20 protein-coding genes are annotated in these 17,843 nt (G+C 41.5%); 3 read left to right on the top strand and 17 right to left on the bottom strand.

From position 1 onward, the window contains the following. Positions 1 to 55: 55 nt before the first annotated feature. The 7 genes from A0125_RS13745 to A0125_RS16220 form a co-directional block, all read right to left on the bottom strand. Entirely contained in the window at positions 56 to 1,120 is a 1,065-nt protein-coding gene (locus A0125_RS13745) for a TerC/Alx family metal homeostasis membrane protein (RefSeq protein WP_066757469.1), read from the bottom strand. A 2-nt stretch (positions 1,121 to 1,122) separates the two neighbouring features. Further along, on the bottom strand, positions 1,123 to 2,094 hold the full coding sequence (locus A0125_RS13740) for a polyprenyl synthetase family protein (RefSeq protein WP_066757465.1): 972 nt from the start codon (positions 2,092 to 2,094) through the stop codon (positions 1,123 to 1,125). Between the two features lie 67 nt (positions 2,095 to 2,161). Then, positions 2,162 to 2,728, bottom strand: a complete 567-nt coding sequence (locus A0125_RS13735) for a DUF3109 family protein (protein WP_066757462.1) — start codon at positions 2,726 to 2,728, stop codon at positions 2,162 to 2,164. Between the two features lie 7 nt (positions 2,729 to 2,735). After that, positions 2,736 to 3,524 (bottom strand): DUF3108 domain-containing protein, encoded by a 789-nt coding sequence (locus A0125_RS13730; RefSeq protein WP_066757459.1) that lies wholly within the window; start codon positions 3,522 to 3,524, stop codon positions 2,736 to 2,738. A 31-nt stretch (positions 3,525 to 3,555) separates the two neighbouring features. Further along, positions 3,556 to 4,071, bottom strand: a complete 516-nt coding sequence (locus tag A0125_RS13725) for a DUF2480 family protein (RefSeq protein ID WP_066757456.1) — start codon at positions 4,069 to 4,071, stop codon at positions 3,556 to 3,558. Between the two features lie 65 nt (positions 4,072 to 4,136). After that, positions 4,137 to 4,943 carry a peptidyl-prolyl cis-trans isomerase gene (locus tag A0125_RS16225; RefSeq protein ID WP_231863236.1) on the bottom strand — a complete coding sequence of 269 codons (807 nt, stop codon included), beginning with the start codon at positions 4,941 to 4,943 and terminating at the stop codon, positions 4,137 to 4,139. A gap of 23 nt (positions 4,944 to 4,966) precedes the next feature. After that, entirely contained in the window at positions 4,967 to 6,229 is a 1,263-nt protein-coding gene (locus tag A0125_RS16220; protein ID WP_317038826.1) for a peptidylprolyl isomerase, read from the bottom strand. A gap of 408 nt (positions 6,230 to 6,637) precedes the next feature. On the opposite strand from A0125_RS16220, the gene A0125_RS15935 reads away from it, so the two are divergent. Beyond that, positions 6,638 to 7,084, top strand: a complete 447-nt coding sequence (locus A0125_RS15935; protein WP_066757447.1) for an endonuclease/exonuclease/phosphatase family protein — start codon at positions 6,638 to 6,640, stop codon at positions 7,082 to 7,084. A 22-nt stretch (positions 7,085 to 7,106) separates the two neighbouring features. On the opposite strand, the gene lptC is transcribed toward A0125_RS15935, so the two are convergent. The 10 genes from lptC to A0125_RS13665 form a co-directional block, all read right to left on the bottom strand. Then, positions 7,107 to 7,706, bottom strand: a complete 600-nt coding sequence (lptC, locus tag A0125_RS13710) for an LPS export ABC transporter periplasmic protein LptC (protein ID WP_066757444.1) — start codon at positions 7,704 to 7,706, stop codon at positions 7,107 to 7,109. Position 7,707: 1 nt separating this feature from the next. Continuing rightward, positions 7,708 to 9,024: a hypothetical protein gene (locus A0125_RS13705; RefSeq protein ID WP_066757439.1), complete on the bottom strand. Its 1,317-nt coding sequence runs from the start codon at positions 9,022 to 9,024 to the stop codon at positions 7,708 to 7,710. Between the two features lie 141 nt (positions 9,025 to 9,165). Further along, positions 9,166 to 10,149, bottom strand: a complete 984-nt coding sequence (locus A0125_RS13700; RefSeq protein ID WP_066757436.1) for a DUF6427 family protein — start codon at positions 10,147 to 10,149, stop codon at positions 9,166 to 9,168. Between the two features lie 12 nt (positions 10,150 to 10,161). Continuing rightward, the gene (locus A0125_RS13695; protein ID WP_066757433.1) at positions 10,162 to 10,365 is read right to left on the bottom strand and encodes a CcmD family protein; all 204 of its coding nucleotides are present in this window, start codon (positions 10,363 to 10,365) and stop codon (positions 10,162 to 10,164) included. A gap of 6 nt (positions 10,366 to 10,371) precedes the next feature. Beyond that, positions 10,372 to 11,049, bottom strand: coding sequence for a cytochrome c biogenesis protein CcsA (gene ccsA / locus A0125_RS13690; RefSeq protein ID WP_066757430.1), 678 nt, complete (start codon positions 11,047 to 11,049; stop codon positions 10,372 to 10,374). A 22-nt stretch (positions 11,050 to 11,071) separates the two neighbouring features. Continuing rightward, a complete protein-coding gene (locus tag A0125_RS13685; RefSeq protein WP_066757427.1) occupies positions 11,072 to 11,731 on the bottom strand; it encodes a heme exporter protein CcmB in 660 nt (219 codons plus the stop codon). Positions 11,732 to 11,786: 55 nt separating this feature from the next. Beyond that, complete coding sequence (locus A0125_RS13680) at positions 11,787 to 12,161, bottom strand: YtxH domain-containing protein (RefSeq protein ID WP_066757410.1); 375 nt, start codon at positions 12,159 to 12,161, stop codon at positions 11,787 to 11,789. A 96-nt stretch (positions 12,162 to 12,257) separates the two neighbouring features. Next, positions 12,258 to 14,093, bottom strand: coding sequence for an ABC transporter ATP-binding protein (locus A0125_RS13675; RefSeq protein WP_066757407.1), 1,836 nt, complete (start codon positions 14,091 to 14,093; stop codon positions 12,258 to 12,260). 73 nt (positions 14,094 to 14,166) lie between these two features. Then, a complete protein-coding gene (locus A0125_RS13670) occupies positions 14,167 to 14,772 on the bottom strand; it encodes a hypothetical protein (RefSeq protein ID WP_066757405.1) in 606 nt (201 codons plus the stop codon). A 1-nt stretch (position 14,773) separates the two neighbouring features. After that, positions 14,774 to 15,562 (bottom strand): SAM hydrolase/SAM-dependent halogenase family protein, encoded by a 789-nt coding sequence (locus tag A0125_RS13665; RefSeq protein ID WP_066757402.1) that lies wholly within the window; start codon positions 15,560 to 15,562, stop codon positions 14,774 to 14,776. A gap of 246 nt (positions 15,563 to 15,808) precedes the next feature. Here A0125_RS13665 and A0125_RS13660 point away from each other — a divergent pair, with 246 nt between their 5' ends. Beyond that, the gene (locus A0125_RS13660; protein WP_066757394.1) at positions 15,809 to 16,795 is read left to right on the top strand and encodes a PhoH family protein; all 987 of its coding nucleotides are present in this window, start codon (positions 15,809 to 15,811) and stop codon (positions 16,793 to 16,795) included. Positions 16,796 to 16,880: 85 nt separating this feature from the next. Then, positions 16,881 to 17,843 carry a phosphoribosylaminoimidazolesuccinocarboxamide synthase gene (locus tag A0125_RS13655; RefSeq protein ID WP_066757391.1) on the top strand — a complete coding sequence of 321 codons (963 nt, stop codon included), beginning with the start codon at positions 16,881 to 16,883 and terminating at the stop codon, positions 17,841 to 17,843.

Below are 17,843 nucleotides of genomic sequence, written 5' to 3'. Positions count from 1 at the left end.
CGTGTTTAGTTATTGGCACGAATTTATACATTATGTACGAAACTACGAATCGGCTTTATGGTCTGATCATTGGGTTATCTTCTGCCTTTTTTGGAAAAATAAGAGAAGCTATAATGCTGATAGCCAATATGCCTATAATAATGATCAAAGAGTGAACGGTTTCGAATCCCCAACTGTGTAGCCAATCATGTAGCAACATCTTTACACCGATAAACACCAATAAGAAGGCCAGGCCGACTTTGAGATAATGAAACTTGTGAATGATATTGACCAACAGAAAAAACATCGAACGCAAACCCAAGACGGCAAAGATGTTGGAGAAGAATACGATATATGGATCTTGTGTAACCGAGAAAATCGCGGGGATAGAATCAACTGCAAAAATGAGATCGGTAAATTCAATAACTAACAACACCAGAAATAATGGCGTCATGTAACGCACTCCGTTCTTAATGTCGAAGAAATTGCCGCTCTCCGTCTCGTGTGTTACCTTGAAATATTTGGAAGCAAACTTGACTACGGGATGGCTTTTAGGATCTACCTCTTCTTCTTCATTGCGTTTGATGTACATCATCACTCCGGTATAGACCAAGAACGCACCAAAAAGATATAATATCCAGCCAAATTTGGCGATCAGTGCTGCGCCGATGAAGATGAATATGCATCGTAGCAGAATAGCGCCAATGATGCCCCAAACTAAGATCTTGTGATAGTATTTTTCTGGAATACCGAAAGAGGAGAATAACAGCACCATCACGAAGATATTATCTACGGATAACGCGTATTCAACGACGTATCCAGTGAGGTATTCCAAACTCAAGTTGCGATTGTACAGGGCAAGACTTTGCTCAAAGCTATTCTCTACGATTTCAATATTGTGCGAATGCCGATGTACCACTTCTTTGAGCGTTGCCATGTCGACAATGCTATGTAATTCGTGCCCCCAGAAATACAGAATAAGGCCAAAGCCTAGCGCGAAGGAAATCCACACCAAACTCATAATGGTGGCAGATTTTAGGCTGATTGGTTTGTTGCCTTTCGCAAACAAACCCAGATCAATAGCTAGCATGAGGATGATAAACAGTATAAATCCTCCAAAAAACAGCAATTCGTGGCTCATATTTATTTACTACGTTCGGTGGTGTATCGTACTAATTGCTCCAGCCCGGTTTTGTAAACGCTATCCGGAAATTCTGCCAAGATATCAAACGCTTCTTTTTGATACTGTAGCATGCGCTCGGTAGCCATCTCTAAACCATTGCTGCTGCGCACAAATTCGACTACTTCGGCGATCTTTGCGCGATCCTCATTGTGGTTTTTTACCAAGTTAATGATGCGCCTCTTTTCTTTCTGATCGGTCTCTTGTAAGGCCAATATGAGTGGGAGCGTCATTTTTTTCTCCTTTACATCATTGCCTACGGGCTTGCCCACATCATCCACACCAAAATCAAATAGATCATCTTTGATTTGGAAGGCAATACCGACTTTTTCACCAAACAGATGCAACCTGTTAATTGTTTCTTCCGAAGCTCCAGCAGAAGATGCTCCACAGGCGCAACAAGATGCGATTAACGATGCGGTTTTTTTACGGATGATCTCAAAATAAATGGGCTCTTTGATGTCCAGTTTACGCGCTTTCTCGATTTGAAGCAATTCGCCTTCGCTCATTTCTTCTACGGCGTCCGACATGATTTTGAGCAAGTTGAGTTCATCATGTTTTACAGATAACGACATGCCTTTGGATAGCAAAAAATCGCCGACTAATACGGCTACTTTGTTTTTCCACAACGCATTGACCGAAAAAAAACCTCTTCGCTCATACGCATTGTCTACTACATCATCGTGCACCAGTGATGCGGTATGCAACAATTCTACCAATGATGCACCGCGGTAGGTAGATTCAGTTATGTCGCCTGTAAGACCTGCAGATAGGAAAACGAACATCGGTCGCATTTGTTTTCCTTTTCGTTTGAGGATATATTGCGTGACCCGATCCAGTAAAGGAACCGAACTTTGCATGGATGCTTTGAATGTTTTTTCAAAGCGTTTAAGGTGTTCGGCAATAGGTTCTTGTATTACGTCAAGTGTTAGCATGGATAGGTTATAAAACCGAATAATAATTGTCCAACGGTTATAGTTTTACAGTAAAAATAGGAAAAAATTATACGTTAGCATTTGCCGCATTTTCCAACTCTTCGTACCATGCTTCGCCGTATTCTCTTATGAGTGGATCTTTTAGGAATTTATAGACCGGTACCCCGAGCTCTTTGCCAAAGGTACAGGCATCACTACAGATTGACCAGCGGTCATAATGTAGTACATCAAATGATGGGTAGTGTGTGGTACGGATCGGATAAAGGTGGCAAGATATCGGTTTTTTCCAATCTATTACACCATTCTCTTGTGCTTTCTCGATGGCGCACTTTGTCATTCCATTTTCCCACATTACGTAGGCACATTCCTTGTTGCCATCGACACAAGTAGTCGTGAGGTCACCGTCCATGTCTACGACATGTGTGCCTTGCTGCTCGACCGCCTCAATGCCTTTCTCTGTCATGTAAGGTTTTACCTTCGGGTAGATTTCTTCTAATATATCTATCTCACGGGCGAGCAGGGGCGCACCCGAGTCACCTTCTACACAACATATTCCTTTGCATTTGTTAAGGTTGCAAACGAAGTCGTTATTGATTATATCTTCATTAACGAGGACATTACCTACTTCAATCATGGTCTTATTATTTTGAATAGCTGGCGCGCTGTCCTAGTTTGTATTTTAAACCTTCGGCACTTACCAATTCTAACGTCACTGATCCGATCAGAATTTCCACGTGCGCTTTCACCGGGATTCTGTTTCCATCATTTGTGACCCAAAGATACAGTTTACTATCCTTTTTGAAAATACGACCAGGGGATATCTCTGGACTTAGCTTAATACATTCGAGTGTGCCGAGTGCCGTTTTGATCTTTTCGACACCAATATACTCTACACTAAGCTCGGAAATACCACTGCTTAAGAAATAATTGATATCGAATTTATCTCCTTTTTTTAATTTCGAAAAATCGAGGTTCCGCGCAAAATAATACGCCGATACTAAGTCAAAAAATTGTGGTTTACTACTCTTAAAGGTGCCTTTTTTGCCAGTTACAGTTCTATTCTTATGATCAAAAGATGCATATTCCTCCCTGCTGTAGCTACCTTCTTGGATATTTTCTACATAGAGATATGGTAGCAATGTCCTTTTATTTATATACGATTCATATTTATTTTTGACGGTATATAACGAAAACGCTCCAGAAGTGGAGCCGCTGGCAAACAAGCGGAAAGTAGGATCGGGACCAAACTTTAGGTTCGAATCGCTCACTTGTAAATAAGCCGATGCCGCATTAAGTATACCATACTTTAGCTTATACCTCAGCTTTTCACCTCCTTGAAACGTTGATTCGGGAAGATACGGCAGTTGCTGCGCGAAAGATAGTGAAGCTATCAAGCAGGTAAAAACAAATGTGGCTAACGTATTTCTCATAGTTTTTTAGACCTGCGTGGTGGGGTATGGTTTAAGATTTTCGTTTGAAAACGGGTACGGTTGAGCAAGGTTCGCCGTACATCACACTTTTAGCAATCTTGGTGAGTTTGCCGGTGAATGTGACAAATGCTTCTGTCGGGATCGCGATATCGCCACATCCTTTTACGACGACTCGCTGATCTACATATTGCGTATAATCTAAATTAGCGATGATGTCGCGGAAAAGATTGCCGCGCACACTGTCGGCATCGCCAAAGTGTACAGATGCTGCAATAGGGGATAATTTTGTTGACAATAACATGTATGCCCATGTAGGGACGATCGCATCGGTAGAGCAGATGATACCGACATGCTTTTCCGTATAGGTAGACCAGTCATTGTTTTTGATGAATTCACGGAAATCTTTTTCTTTTAAGATTAGTCCGTGAAACAGGTTGTCTTTGATGTCATAAATAACGATTTCCTGTTGCGGGGCGAAGTGCGCAAGATCTACGGTCATCAAACCGCTTTGTGCGACCTTATTTACGATAGTTTCTTGTATCTCCATAATCTAAAAAAATAAAAAAGCTGGACACATACTATATGTCCAGCTACAAATCTAGTTAATATATCCTAATAGAATCTAATACGATTGTCATCAATCTTCGCATTGTCTTGAAGTGCTCTAAAGATACCACCCCAAGCGCGTTGCGTTGTGTTGGTCATCATTTGGCGTTGCTGTTTGTTCAGTTCATCTCCGGACAACGCTTTTGGATTTACGAAACCAACCACTTGTACTGCGTATACGCCTTGATTACCTTCTATAGCTGCTGAAGGCTTGTTTGGCTGCAAGCCAAATACGGTACCTACTACTGCATTTTCTAATGCGATGCCTGGGATTACTGGGTTAGCAAATACGACATTTTCTACAGTTTGTACGTTTTTGCTAACTTTTTGTGCAATCTGATCGATAGATGATGAACCGCTGATGGCGTTGTTCAATTTTTCTTTCAGCATTCTTGCCTTCACCATGTTACGCACCGCTGGCTCAATTTCGCTTTTTACTGCTTCTAGAGGCTGGATGCCTTTTTCTTGAATACCGGTGACACGTGCCACGATGTAATGACTCTCTGACTCATATACTTTGTCTGAAATCTCACCTTGCTTAGCTCCAAATGCCCAACGCAATAATTCGCGAGGTACTTCAGTCCCGTTCAATGTGCCATCCATTGCTAGTGTGCGCGCAGAAGTTTCTACGTTCAAGCCGTGTTTGCTAGCTACTTCTTTGAAGTTTTTCTTGTCTGCTTCGGAGTAGAAGGCATTGGCTTTTGCGTAAGCAGCATCTTGTGTTGCACGACCTGCTACAATAGATTTGTCGATAATCGCTGTTTTAGCAATTTTGGAGTTGCCAACTTGGCGCTCGATCTTGATTACGTGCACTCCAAAGTCTGATTCTACGACAACTACATCGCCGGCTTTTCCTCCGAAAGCAGCTTCTTCAAAAGCTGGTACCATACGACCGCGAGTGAATGTGCCAAGCTACCACCGTTTACTTTACTGCCTTCGTCTACGCTAAATTCTACCGCTAATCCAGCGATGCTCTCGCCACGTTGGATTAATTGCTTGATAGAGTCTGCTTTTACTTTAGCTTTTTCAACTCCACCTTCAGCTACTGGATTTAACAAGATGTGACTTGCTTCTACCGAGTCAGGACTAAATTTGGTGTCTAATACTTTTGCTATTTCGTACACGTTGCCGCTTAAGAACGGACCGACTACTGTACCACTCGCTGCATTGAAAACTACAGAATCTAATGCTGGATTAAGCTGGTTACGGCTGTAATAACGCACCGGATATTTTGTTTCGGAGGTACTGGCTACAAATTGCTCTTCGGTAGTAGAGTTTTGTAGGTCTGATTTCAGCTGATTGATCTCAGAAACGATCATAGCTGTATCGGCCGCTGTGGGTCTAGCATCGAAGGTAATGTACTCCAGTGAGCGCACTTCTTCCGTATTTTTGAATGCTTTTTTTCTTTTGTCGTAGTACTCCTTATAGTCGTTATCTGATAGTTTGATCTCGGCATCTTTTACAGAAGCATAATCTAACATTACGTACTTAAAGTTAGCAATCTTATTACGAGAATTATGCTCTTGCTCTGCTTCCAAAGCGGTAGTGTAGATGCTGTTTGATACGAGGTTAGAATACTTTTCATTTAGGCGCTGCGCACGAACACTTTCTAGTAAAGCTTCCCACTGAGCAGCTAATTCTGGGTTATTCTTCGCTTCGGCGCTCACCATGGCGACCTGATTTTTATCAAATTGGCCAGTCTGCGGGTTGGTAAACTGTTGTATAATTTGTAAAGATGGATTTTCTCCAAATACCAAACTATTCAGCTCATCTTTACCTACTGTGATACCAATTTTATCGATCTCTTGCTTTAATAATTCTTCAGATATGTATTGATTCCATACTTGTTGTACAGCATAGCTGCGCATTTGAGGAGAACTACCGCCACCCATCTGCTGTTGGAAACCGGCTACTGCCTGATCTACCTGCACATTGAAGGTTTGGTAATCTATTCCTTCTCCATTGACGCTACCCACTTCGTTTTGGCTTTTCATCCAAAAAGGAGTTCCGTAATTGATTACGTCACCTAGCAAAAATGCTATAATTGCCAATCCAATAACGAATATTACTAAGCCTGCTCGGCTTCGCAAATAGCTCATTAGTCCCATATCTATCTATTTGATGTTGTTAATTGCTTGATTTACCTATTTTATACCTGTTTCTTGAAAACAAGGCGCAAGATACAATTTTTATTAAAAAATCAATCCTGTCATCTAAAACATTTTGAGTGAGCAATTCAGAGGTTGGTAGGATGTAAATCTTTCGTGATGGCAGATTTAACTTTCTTGACTGTGTGATGCTTATTTGCAAAAGTCCCGTATCGTGTACTGTTGCGGAGCAATGGGATTTAGGTAATCTAAATATACAACGCGTCTTACTGTAGTTTGATGTCTTGTTTGACAATTAATTTATACTAAAGTAATATAATTATTAATAAAGAGAAAAATTAAACTTTTATATTTGTTTCTGTTGTCACGTATGACGAGCGATCAATATAGTTACGAATTATGAAGTTTAATCCGGTATTAATTGCCTGCTTAGTGGTGTGGCTCATCGCATTGCAGGGTTGTAAGAAGGCGGATGTTACCTCAACGGAGTCGGATATACAATTTAGTACTCAAATAAAAGCAGTGATGCCCGAACAAGACTCGGCAGTACTCCTGCAAACGCAAGATATTGGGGTATTTGCAACACGTTCTGGAGGTGGTTTGGACATTGCTAATGTGATAGCGGAAATAAACAATGCGCGATTTCTAGGGCAAGATGCTGCCGCTTTAAGATTTTGGAAAGCAGAGGTTTTTAACAAACCTTTCTTAGTAGATCAAGAAGGGAAGCTAGGCCGACGGAATCGTAGTAATAAAGGATATCCGCTAAGGACATTCATTGATGGGACTTTCATTAACGGCTATAGCGATCACTTTCCGGTACTTATCTATCTGATAAAGCCCAAATAAACAGCAAGTTAATGACCTTTCTTTAAAATCCGCTTGAAGGGAACAGATTATTATCGCGCGTTATCCAATATCCAGTTGGAGATTCCATATCTATTCTCACGAAGTTGGCATCGGCGCTAAATGAGTTAGCAGCTTGGTTACCGCGTTCGTCGCTAAAAAAGAAAATGATAGGTACAGTATTATAGTATTTTTGATTCTTTTCGTCGTAGAACAGTTCTTCCGTTTTGATCACAGAGCCGTCTGCTTTTGTGATCACGACATCATCTCGAAATTCGGTGAGCTGTTCACTTTGCCTTAGCAAAGCATAATTTGATTTGATACGCTGCGTCTCTTGAAGATTTTCATCGTAAAAGATGATTTCTACTCCCTTATTGAACTCGGAGTTATTTGTACTGTCATGATACACACGCATTTCAGGCGCTGTCATGACAGCCTTTACCTTTGCAGAGTCGCTGTACGTAACGGTCACTTGAAGAGACACATCTACTGCCTCCTCCTCTGGTATAGACGCAATTCTTTCGATATCACGCATATCATTCTCACAAGCAGACGATAAGGATAGCAACCCAAGTGCTAATCCAGTTATGAATAACCAATTACGCCAAATTTGTGGGCGCTTCATGCTAATCTATACTACCTCGGACAAACCATGTATCATTGATCGTGAAGCCCAAGTGAATGTTGATATAGCGTTCACGAACCAAGTTGTTCTGCAGCGTACCACGTTGTCCGAATTCTCCAGTAATGTTCAACATAGAAAACGTACGGCCAAAACTTTTTTGCGCCAACGGAATACCAAAACCTGCCGAAATAGCCATGTCATTAACCCGTCTATTATTCAACGTGACCTCTGTCTGATTATAGCGCAAACCCAATCTATAATCGACTATATTAAAGTATTTGGGCGAAGTAGGATCTGGTTTAAACTGCCCACCAAGTGCTACACCAATATTTTTGCCTAACGGTGCTTGACCTTCACGTTGTTGCATATAAGACCAGTCTGCATATTTGAAATCCGCACCTACAGTCCAATTATAACCCTTAGATACGGTAATACCGATATTATGTTTTAAAGGAAGATTTATACGTTGATTAAAACTTATTGGACTAATAATGGTATCCAAAGCAATCGCATCTAAAGCACTTCCGCCTCCAGATGTGATGGTTCCCATCGAAGAGTTTTCATTTCTCACCTGATTGTTCAATGTTCCCGAGTAACCAATAGTCATACTCATACGATTACCCAACGAACGGAAGTATTGCATACCGTAGTCAAGCATAAAGCCGCGAACATATCGGTTGTTTGTTTGGATAGTGTTGTATATCTCAGCATTATTTGGGAATTCTACAGTTGCCCTATCCGTCAAATTACCAAAGAGGTAACCTGCGTTTGCACCGATACTCAACCCTTTTATCGGCAAATTCACACCGTAACCGAAGTAGGCTTTGTTCAAACCTCCGTCGCCTGCAATACTCTTGCGATACCGCAGATCACCAAGATTCTGATCTTCGTAGGCGTTATAGCCAACGTCCGAATAAGGTAACAATCCGAAGGATAAACCACCAGCTTTCTTTAAGGGAATACCAAAAGTAATATGTCCGAATGCAAAATCAGCAGTTTGGTCTGTCCCGCTTCCTTTGCCTAATTGTGTGAAATTACCATACATACTACCGTCGAAGATAGTTCTATTCATTGCTGAGTAGGACGCGGGATTAGATACATTTAGTGTTGGCAGTCCACCAAGGTAACGTAAGCCAGCAGCGATGCCACCCATCGAGCGTTGTTGCGGAGTCAAATCTTCTCTCATTTGCCCCAGACCAAATTGGGAGTAAGGAGAGTGGGAAGTGGTCGTTTGTGCATGAACTGCCGTTAAACCTAGGCTTAATGCGCCACCAGAAAGCAAAATGGAAAAAGCAACCCTAAGTAATCTATTTTTCAACGCGTGTTATATTAAGTGTTCTCGGTATCCACCAGGATTTGGAAAATTTTCAGGTGAAATTTTGGTACAAAACTATTTAAATTTTAACGCATTCACCTGATTATCTTGTTAAAAAAGGTTAAACACCTTTCTGTCAGTGGTTTATAGAAATTGTGAACATATTATTCCTACAATCATCAGGAAATACACTGATTCGAAAACCCATTTGCTTTTTGCGTGTGTGAAATAATAGGCCAAGTAGATTGACAAGGGTGGCACGCAGAGAAGAAAATGATTGATAGTGAAGCCGTCGTCAGAAAAAAAAGAAGCTGCAATTAGCAACAACATATAAAACAACAATTTGAACGATTTTCGTACATGTACTACGCTTTTGTAATACTGATCTTTGAGTACGCCCAAAAAGAGTAACATCGCAACAACGACTGGTGCCAACGCAATGAGATCGTACCGATCTACTCGTATCGCAGAGCTGAACGGCTTTGTGAGCGGAGAGAATACCAGCAAGAACTCGTCAAAACGGTAATTCCAATAGTAGACCACACCTAATAAAAAATAAACGGTGATAAAACCTAGCAACGGCGTAAGCCACTCTCTCCAATCAAAGGGTCTGAATATGAGTAAACTTGCCCACAATAGTAACAACATTACTGTAAAAGGGAAGTAGATCAGGCTGCCCAAAGCGACTATTATTCCTAAATCAAATAAGCTACCTTGTATGTTGCTTAGTTTGTAAATTTTGAACAGCTTGGATAGCATCCAAATCGTTAAAAAGTTACAAATCAAGGTCGGTGATAGTACTAAGAAGGGAAGAAACAGGCTTACCAGCGTCATAAACATAAGCGCCGTAAGAAAGCTAGGCTTGCCTAAAAAGTTGTAATAGTTGATAACTCTATTGAGCTGAAATGCCTGAAAAAGCGTCAGGATTAATGTAATGAGTACATTCAGATAGGGAGGTAAACGATCGCCTATCTGAACCTGCAACAGATTATGCAAAATCGGCTCGAACAAAATGGGTTCCAGTCGATCAGGTAATTGCAAAAACACACCTAAGCACAATACCAAACCAACAACTGCTACCAGTAGTATATTTAGTGCAGATAAATTACGATGTTGGCTTATTATCATGGGCGACGCAGCTTACTTCCTTTTCTCTAATTTGGCGACCCGACGATCCAATGTGAAAAGATAAGTAGCGACTCCAACAAAAATAATCAGCATGACTGCGATTACAATGTAAATCTTTCCTTCGGAGCGTAGCGAAGTGGCCATTTCTACAGGTTGCGCCATGGCTTGCATGATCGCCAACATCATTCCTACGATAAGCGTTATTTGTTTTTTCATAAGATGCTAAGTAGCTGAATTGTCAAAATTGTCGTCTTGTTCTTCGATCAAGCGAATCCTGTAGCGCATGGTGCCAATCCAAACACCAATTAAGATCCAGCCGATGGCTGCGGTGTAGAATACTGGGCGCATATAATTATCCATATCCAAGCTGCCAATCGTCGAGTTGCCACCGCTGCCCGGATGTAGAGAATCCGTCAGTTTTGGTAATATATAAATGAGTACAATCATCACCGGGAAGGCGAAAATATTGTAGATTGCCGAGATTTTTGCGCGTTTTTGCTCTTCTTCTAAAGCATTTCTCAATACCAGATAAGCGAGATACATGAGCGTAGCGATGGCAGAACCATTCAGTTTTGGGTCATTGGGCCAAGGATCGCCCCAAGTTATATAGCCCCAAAGCATGCCTGTCAACAAACCAAGTCCACAAAATAAAATCCCTGTGTTTACCGCTTCTACGGCGATCAGATCGTGCTTTTTATCGGATGATCCTAAGTATTTGATGCTGTATATGACAGAGATTAGGTACAAAAAGATCATCGCAAACCACATCGGTACGTGGTAGTATACGTTGCGTATCGTTTCGTTGAGTATAGGAAGTTCGGGAACAGGGCCTAATAATCCAGCTATGACAGAGCTGCCTACCATGATTACTGCCAATATTTTCCACCAGGTTTTTCTCATATTAATTTAAGAAAACAAGATTTTAATCTCGCCAAAGGTAAGGAAATAACAATAAAGAAATAGCAATCGTAATGACATTAATCGCTATCAAAACAAATAGCTCGCTACTGCTGGCCGCACGTTCTAGGCCTTGTATGGCGTGTTGAGAAAGCTTAATAAGCATGATAAGTAGTGGTATAATGACTGGAAAACTTAATATTGCCATTATTGTACTATTGCTGCCCGTCTTAGCACTAATCCCTGAAACCATTGTAAAAACGGAAGAGAAGCTAATAGCGCCTAGGGACACCGCAATAAAGTACAGAAAAAGATCGCCAATAGGATTTCTAAAGATGGTGCCGTATACCACAAATGCTGTTAAGCTGATTAAGATCATCAGGAGCGCATTGTACACAATTTTGGAAATGACAAGTGCCCTAGGATTTAAGATGCTATAATAATAGAGATAGCGATGTTGAGTTTCTTGTGTGAATCCGCGTGCTATAGCGGTTATAGACGCAAACAGTAGAATGATCCAAAACAATGCATTCCAAACGAGCGTATCCACAGTTTTGAATGCTTGATAGCATACAAAAACTGTGGATACGACGTATAATAGAATGCTGTTAAAAGCGGCTTTTGAGCGCCACTCAAGCATAATATCTTTTATAACTAAAATTTTTACCTGCTCCAAGAAGTTCATCACTGCAAATATAGTAATGATTACTCTGGAGAAGTAAATGTGAAGCGTAGAATTATTACGCTTTATTTAGTTCTGATTTTGCTTTTGAAGCATATTCACCAGAAACATCTTTCACGTTACCAGCTGCTTGAGAAGCTTTATCAGCCCATTCATTAGCTTTTACTGCAGCCTTATCAATCGCGGTTTTTCCAGCATCTTTAGCTTTACTCTTCAACCCGTCTAAATCTTCTTTTGCAGATTTAGCAAACTCACGCGCGCGTTTTGCTTCTTTCTTCGATAACTCTTTCACCGAGCGAGTAAGATCTTTCAATCCTTTGTTTGCGTTGTCTAATTGCTTTTTACCATCTTCAGTGCCCAATAGATAATATGCAGCAGTACCTACTGCCAAACCTAAAAGTGCAAAGGCTACTAATCCGTTCTTGCTTTTCATGCTTTCTTCCTTTTTAAAATCTACTAATCTGTTGTCTATTAACTTTCAAACAAGGCTTATTCCAAAAGGTTTTTGTAAAACAGAAATTAACAAATTTTAACCTGTAGCGATATCCAGTGATTGCAAAGAGTAAAGGTGATGATAAAGGCCTTGGCATTTGCCCATTAATTCCTGATGGCTTCCCGAGTCGGTGACGATGCCATTTTCGACCACTAAAATCGTATCAGCATCACGAATTGTCGATAGGCGGTGCGCTATAATTATAGACGTACGATCTCGCATTAATTCTTCTAAAGCCTGCTGTACCAATCTTTCGGATTCTGAATCTAATGATGAAGTAGCTTCATCCAAGATCAAAATTGCTGGGTCTTTTAGTAATGCACGTGCAATAGCGATTCGTTGCCGTTGACCGCCAGATAATTTGACTCCACGCTCACCTACCATGGTGTGATATCCTTCAGGGAAACTCATAATGAAGTCGTGTGCATTAGCTCTTTTAGCGGCACTGGTAATGGCTTCGATGCCGGCTTCCAGCTTCCCATAGCCAATATTTTCTGCAATAGTGCCACCAAATAGTAAGACATCCTGCGGTACAATTGCTATTTGATTACGTATATCGGTAAGGGAAAAATTTTCGGCTGGTACGCCATCATACAGCACAGTGCCACTTTTTGGTTCGTAAAATTGCAATATTAAAGATGCAATCGTCGATTTTCCGGTACCGCTTGGCCCGACGATCGCCAGCTTTTGACCAGCACTCACATGAAACGAAACTCCGTTCAGAGTTTGAATATCGGGCCGAGTAGGATAAGAAAAATCCACATGGTCAAAGGTTACATCACCCCGGATCACTTTAGTTATCGTTCTATTTTCGGCAGAAATCTTTAATTTTTCCTGTTTCTCGCTCAGTATTTCTAGTACGCGCTCGCTTGCGCCCACTGCTCGTTGCACGTTGGCATATAATTCGGGAAAGCTACCCATTGAGCCCGCTACAAACATCGAATACAAAATATACATCGTGAGATCGCCCACCGTGATATCTCCCATTGCGACAAGTGTGGCGCCGTACCAAATGACGACGATGGCGGCGCCAAATACGCAGAATATGATAAAGGACGCAAACACACCGCGAAACGTTGCGCCGCGAACTGCCAAGGTAACCACTTCACACAGCTTATCCGCGTAGCGTGTAGTTTCCCGATACTCGTTTACAAAGGCTTTTACATTCGAAATGCCTGAAAGCGTCTCTTGCACAATAGCGTTAGAATCTGCTAGCTTATCTTGTGTTTCCTTCGATATTTTACGGATGAATTTTCCAAATACAAATCCGGTCAAGACGATTATGGGCAGTATAGCTAGGTTCATGAGCGCTAGTTTTGCCGATACAAACACTAGTAGCGCGACGCCTAAGATCAAACTAATCGTTTGCCGCAGTAGCTCAGCCAGCGTCGTGGTCATGGTATCCTGAATCTGCGATAGATCGGATGATATGCGGCTATTCAATTCGCCTACACGCCTATTGGCAAAGAAATCCATGGGCAAAGCGATGAGCTTGTGGTATACTTCTTGGCGAATAGTTGAGAGTGCCTTTTCTGAAACTTCTACGAAAAGGCGGATACGAAAAAATGAAATAACCGATTGAAAAAAGAGAATAGACATAGATATGATGCCAATCTGCACAATACTTACTGGAAGCCACTCAAAACGTTGTTTGCCTTGCGCTGCATCGACCATGGCGCCAAGTAAGGCAGGAAAGGTGAGCATGGTCAAACTGGAAAGTATCAGAAAAACCATCCCCCAGATAAATTTTGAACGATAAGGAAGTATGTACCTAAAAATCTGGTACCCTTTTTTCATTACGTCTAAATTTAATTTTGGCTTAGGTAGATCTTCTCCATTATTATTGCCACTATTTAATCGTTGTCTTGCCATGTCAATCTACTATTCTCGAATTTGAGAGCCTACAAATTTAGCCATTAATCGGATGTTGCCTATCAAAGTTCCGTCACTTTTTGGCGCTAGCGAATTGCTTACGTAAGTAAATGATGTAGCCTATTAACCCAATTGTAACGATGCTGAATAGGTAAATCCATACATTACTTTGATGTTCGTCTTTGTCAAGGTTGTGAACTTGCGTGCGCAATTTCTCGTTTTCTGTTTGTAGTTTGGTAATGGTGCGCATATAGGCAGACGATCGCGTGTCGTACTCATCCGCTAATTTTTGATAGTGATCTTTTTCGAAATCCTTTAAACTCAGTAGTTTTTGTGTTTCCAGGAAGATGTTGTTATCATAGATTACTACAGCCTTTAGGATATCGATAGATTGTTGCATATCCCGCTTGGATTTGAAAAGACCAAATACGCCCGATTTTTTGAGTACCGACTGGTCAAATTCGCCAAACTTATGTTTGCGGTGCTGTAACAGGCTATTGACTTTTGTGCGCTGCATTTCGTAGGATGTAGAATCTACACTACTTTTTACTTGCGCGTGTCCAGTTAGTAGGGCGAAAAGCAAACAAGTATTGAGTATCGCGATTCTGAATATGAGCATCGGAACTTGAATTAAGTTGGCCATGAATAAGAGCGATTTAATAAGCGGTATATTTTTCACCTTATATTTTATTGGAAAAGTCAACCAATATGCTTTCATCTTGGTGCAAGCCAAGTAGATTACTCGCATTACCCTTGTTGATTGCTATTTCTAGAAAATTACTGATGCCAAATAGGCACAGCTTTTCTCCTTCAGACACTTCATTGTAATGCCAGCACAATTGGCTGATCGTTTCATTTCGCTTAAAGCGTAACGTAAACTCTCTACCGGTCTGCACACGATTAAAAAGATCTTTACTGATATTGCTAATCACATTGCCAAACGAATCGATGTAGCTCACATGTCCCTTTATCGTGTCGGCCGTATAAACCGGTTGAAGGGTGCCTTTGAGCACCGGGTTGTCAATCGCAAGACCAATCTCTTGAAGCGATCCGCCACTGGCAATATGGCAAGCCGCTTTGGTTAATATATCTGCTAATGGGAAATGCAAATAACGAAGATCCTGCATGATATTAATTTCCACCACTTCATCAGCTTGCTCTTCACCCAAAATAATCCCAAAGATCCCATTATCCGCCCCTACGAAATAATGGCCTCTAAATTTCATGGCAATATAACGCGATCCCTCCAGAAAAACGGTGTCAATACCAATCAAGTGCACAGTATCCGGCGGGAAGTAACGATAGGCATTGTTGATAACGAAAGCAGCATGCTGTATGTTGAACGAAGGTATTTCGTGCGTAATATCAACCAAGCGCACATCAGGCAATAGGGTGATAATACTTCCCTTCAGCGCCGCCTGATAGAAATCCCGATGTCCTAAATCTGTCGTTAAAGTTATTACGCCCATATGCACAATCTGATAGCGCTCTATCTATTTTTTTTCATGGATAGATGGCAATTCATCAACCTCTGTTATGGATTGACTAAGCTACAAAAGTAATAAAAACTACCGCCATGCACAGTACGTCGTGTTAAAACTTTACACATCGTATGTTCAAAAAAATAAAACTGTAATATAGCGTAAAGTAGATCGAAGAATGTTATTTTAGTAAACAGGAGTGCGTACGAGTTTTTATAATAAAAGGAAAGTAAATTGGGTGAGTTAGTTATTCGACTAGAAGATGTCAATCTTGTAACACTTTGGGGTGCTCAAAACGAGAACTACGAGTTTTTAAAAAAGGTTTTTCCAAAAGTGCGATTGATTGCACGAGGTGATGAATTAAAAGTATTGGGAGAGGAAAAGGAGCAATCATTATTCAACCAAACCTTTGAGAAAGTTTTGGCACATGTGCAACGATTGCAAAATTTATCTGCCTTAGATTTGGAAAGTATCGTTAGTGATGTGGTGCCAGCACCCATTCTTTCGAGCGCTTCGAAAGAAGCGGCTGCGATAGCCGATCCAGCGTTGACTAGAGGGGAGCCGATTGTTTACGGTACCAATGGTATTATTGTGCGTGCTCGTACACCCAATCAGCGGAAAATGGTAGACAGTATTCACAAGAATGATATTCTTTTTGCTGTTGGTCCTGCTGGAACTGGTAAAACGTATACGGCCGTCGCGTTAGCCGTGCGAGCCTTGCGCAATAAAGAGATCAAACGCATCATCCTGACAAGGCCAGCTGTGGAAGCCGGAGAGAATCTTGGTTTTTTGCCTGGCGACCTGAAAGAAAAGGTAGATCCATACCTACGGCCACTATACGACGCGCTAGACGATATGATCCCGGTAGAGAAACTGAAAGGTTATCTGGAAAATCGTACCATCGAAGTAGCTCCGTTGGCATTTATGCGTGGTCGCACATTAGACAATTGTTTTGTAATCTTGGATGAAGCGCAAAATGCTACAGATATGCAGCTCAAGATGTTTTTGACGCGGATGGGGCCTACCGCAAAATTTATCGTGACGGGCGATTTGACGCAGATTGATTTGCCAAAGAAAACGCAGTCAGGATTAGCTACTGCGATCAATTTGCTGGATAATATTGAAGGAATTGATATCGTACACCTCACAGGCTCAGATGTAGTGCGGCATAAGTTGGTAAAGCGAATTTTGGAAGCATACGGCGATATCAAACAGTCGTAGCGCGCCGCGCTTTGCCGAAAACTTCGTACTTTAGTCCCTCCATTGTCTGACGGGCGTGGGAGCAAGTCAAAAAAACGCTTTGAGAATGAACGCAATAAACGAAACGAATTTTAAATTTAATAAACAAACTGCTTTTTATAGGGGCAAAGTGCGTGATGTATATACCATCGATCACCAATATTTGGTCATGATCGCTTCGGATCGTATTTCCGCATTTGATGTGGTGTTGCCAGAGCCCATTCCGTACAAAGGACAAGTGCTGAATCAAATTGCAGCCAAGTTTTTGGCTGCTACTACCGATATTCTGCCCAACTGGGTGTTGAGTACGCCAGATCCAAGTGTGACGATTGGTCATGCATGCGAACCATTTAAAGTAGAAATGGTAATCCGCGGATATCTCTCAGGCCACGCTTGGCGTACTTACCGCGATGGCGGACGGCTTTTGTGCGGCGTGACCTTGGCAGAAGGACTAAAAGAGAATGATAAGTTGCCCGAGCCAATCATAACCCCTACAACCAAAGCGGCCGTAGGACATGATGAGGACATTTCGCGAGAAGCGATACTGGCCAATGGAATTGTAAGTGAGCAAGATTACCTGCAACTAGAAGAATATACCAGAGCACTGTTCCAAAGAGGTACCAAAATCGCGAGCGAGCGCGGTTTGATTCTTGTGGATACGAAATATGAATTTGGCAAAAAAGACGGTCAGATTTATCTGATCGACGAGATTCATACGCCAGATTCTTCTCGTTATTTCTACGCCGATGGTTATGAACAAAGACAAGCTTCTGGAAGTCCCCAAAAACAACTTTCTAAAGAGTTTGTACGCCAGTGGTTGATGGATAATGGCTTTCAAGGAAAAGACGGTCAGCAGATACCAGAGATGACCGAAGAGGTAATTTCGTCGATCTCGTCGCGCTATATCGAATTGTACGAGCATATCACGGGAGAACCTTTCGAATATCCAGAAAAAGGCATAGCCAACGAACGTATACAACAAAATGTAGATCAGGCATTGACACAGATCTTTGCCACAAAAGAAGGATAA

It is taken from the genome of Sphingobacterium populi (genome assembly GCF_001586775.1).
In the GTDB taxonomy this organism is placed as follows: Bacteria; Bacteroidota; Bacteroidia; order Sphingobacteriales; family Sphingobacteriaceae; genus Sphingobacterium; species Sphingobacterium populi.
Note: the sequence above shows the minus strand (reverse complement) of the source record. Positions and strands in the feature narration are given on the sequence as shown.

Coding starts and splice junctions, on each gene's coding strand:
- A0125_RS13745 (WP_066757469.1), bottom strand. CDS start 1,120: ATGAGCCACGAATTGCTGTTTTTTGGAGGATTTATACTGTTTATCATC.
- A0125_RS13740 (WP_066757465.1), bottom strand. CDS start 2,094: ATGCTAACACTTGACGTAATACAAGAACCTATTGCCGAACACCTTAAA.
- A0125_RS13735 (WP_066757462.1), bottom strand. CDS start 2,728: ATGATTGAAGTAGGTAATGTCCTCGTTAATGAAGATATAATCAATAAC.
- A0125_RS13730 (WP_066757459.1), bottom strand. CDS start 3,524: ATGAGAAATACGTTAGCCACATTTGTTTTTACCTGCTTGATAGCTTCA.
- A0125_RS13725 (WP_066757456.1), bottom strand. CDS start 4,071: ATGGAGATACAAGAAACTATCGTAAATAAGGTCGCACAAAGCGGTTTG.
- A0125_RS16220 (WP_317038826.1), bottom strand. CDS start 6,229: ATGAGCTATTTGCGAAGCCGAGCAGGCTTAGTAATATTCGTTATTGGA.
- A0125_RS15935 (WP_066757447.1), top strand. CDS start 6,638: ATGAAGTTTAATCCGGTATTAATTGCCTGCTTAGTGGTGTGGCTCATC.
- lptC (WP_066757444.1), bottom strand. CDS start 7,706: ATGAAGCGCCCACAAATTTGGCGTAATTGGTTATTCATAACTGGATTA.
- A0125_RS13700 (WP_066757436.1), bottom strand. CDS start 10,149: ATGATAATAAGCCAACATCGTAATTTATCTGCACTAAATATACTACTG.
- A0125_RS13695 (WP_066757433.1), bottom strand. CDS start 10,365: ATGAAAAAACAAATAACGCTTATCGTAGGAATGATGTTGGCGATCATG.
- ccsA (WP_066757430.1), bottom strand. CDS start 11,049: ATGAGAAAAACCTGGTGGAAAATATTGGCAGTAATCATGGTAGGCAGC.
- A0125_RS13685 (WP_066757427.1), bottom strand. CDS start 11,731: ATGAACTTCTTGGAGCAGGTAAAAATTTTAGTTATAAAAGATATTATG.
- A0125_RS13680 (WP_066757410.1), bottom strand. CDS start 12,161: ATGAAAAGCAAGAACGGATTAGTAGCCTTTGCACTTTTAGGTTTGGCA.
- A0125_RS13675 (WP_066757407.1), bottom strand. CDS start 14,093: ATGGCAAGACAACGATTAAATAGTGGCAATAATAATGGAGAAGATCTA.
- A0125_RS13665 (WP_066757402.1), bottom strand. CDS start 15,562: ATGGGCGTAATAACTTTAACGACAGATTTAGGACATCGGGATTTCTAT.
- A0125_RS13655 (WP_066757391.1), top strand. CDS start 16,881: ATGAACGCAATAAACGAAACGAATTTTAAATTTAATAAACAAACTGCT.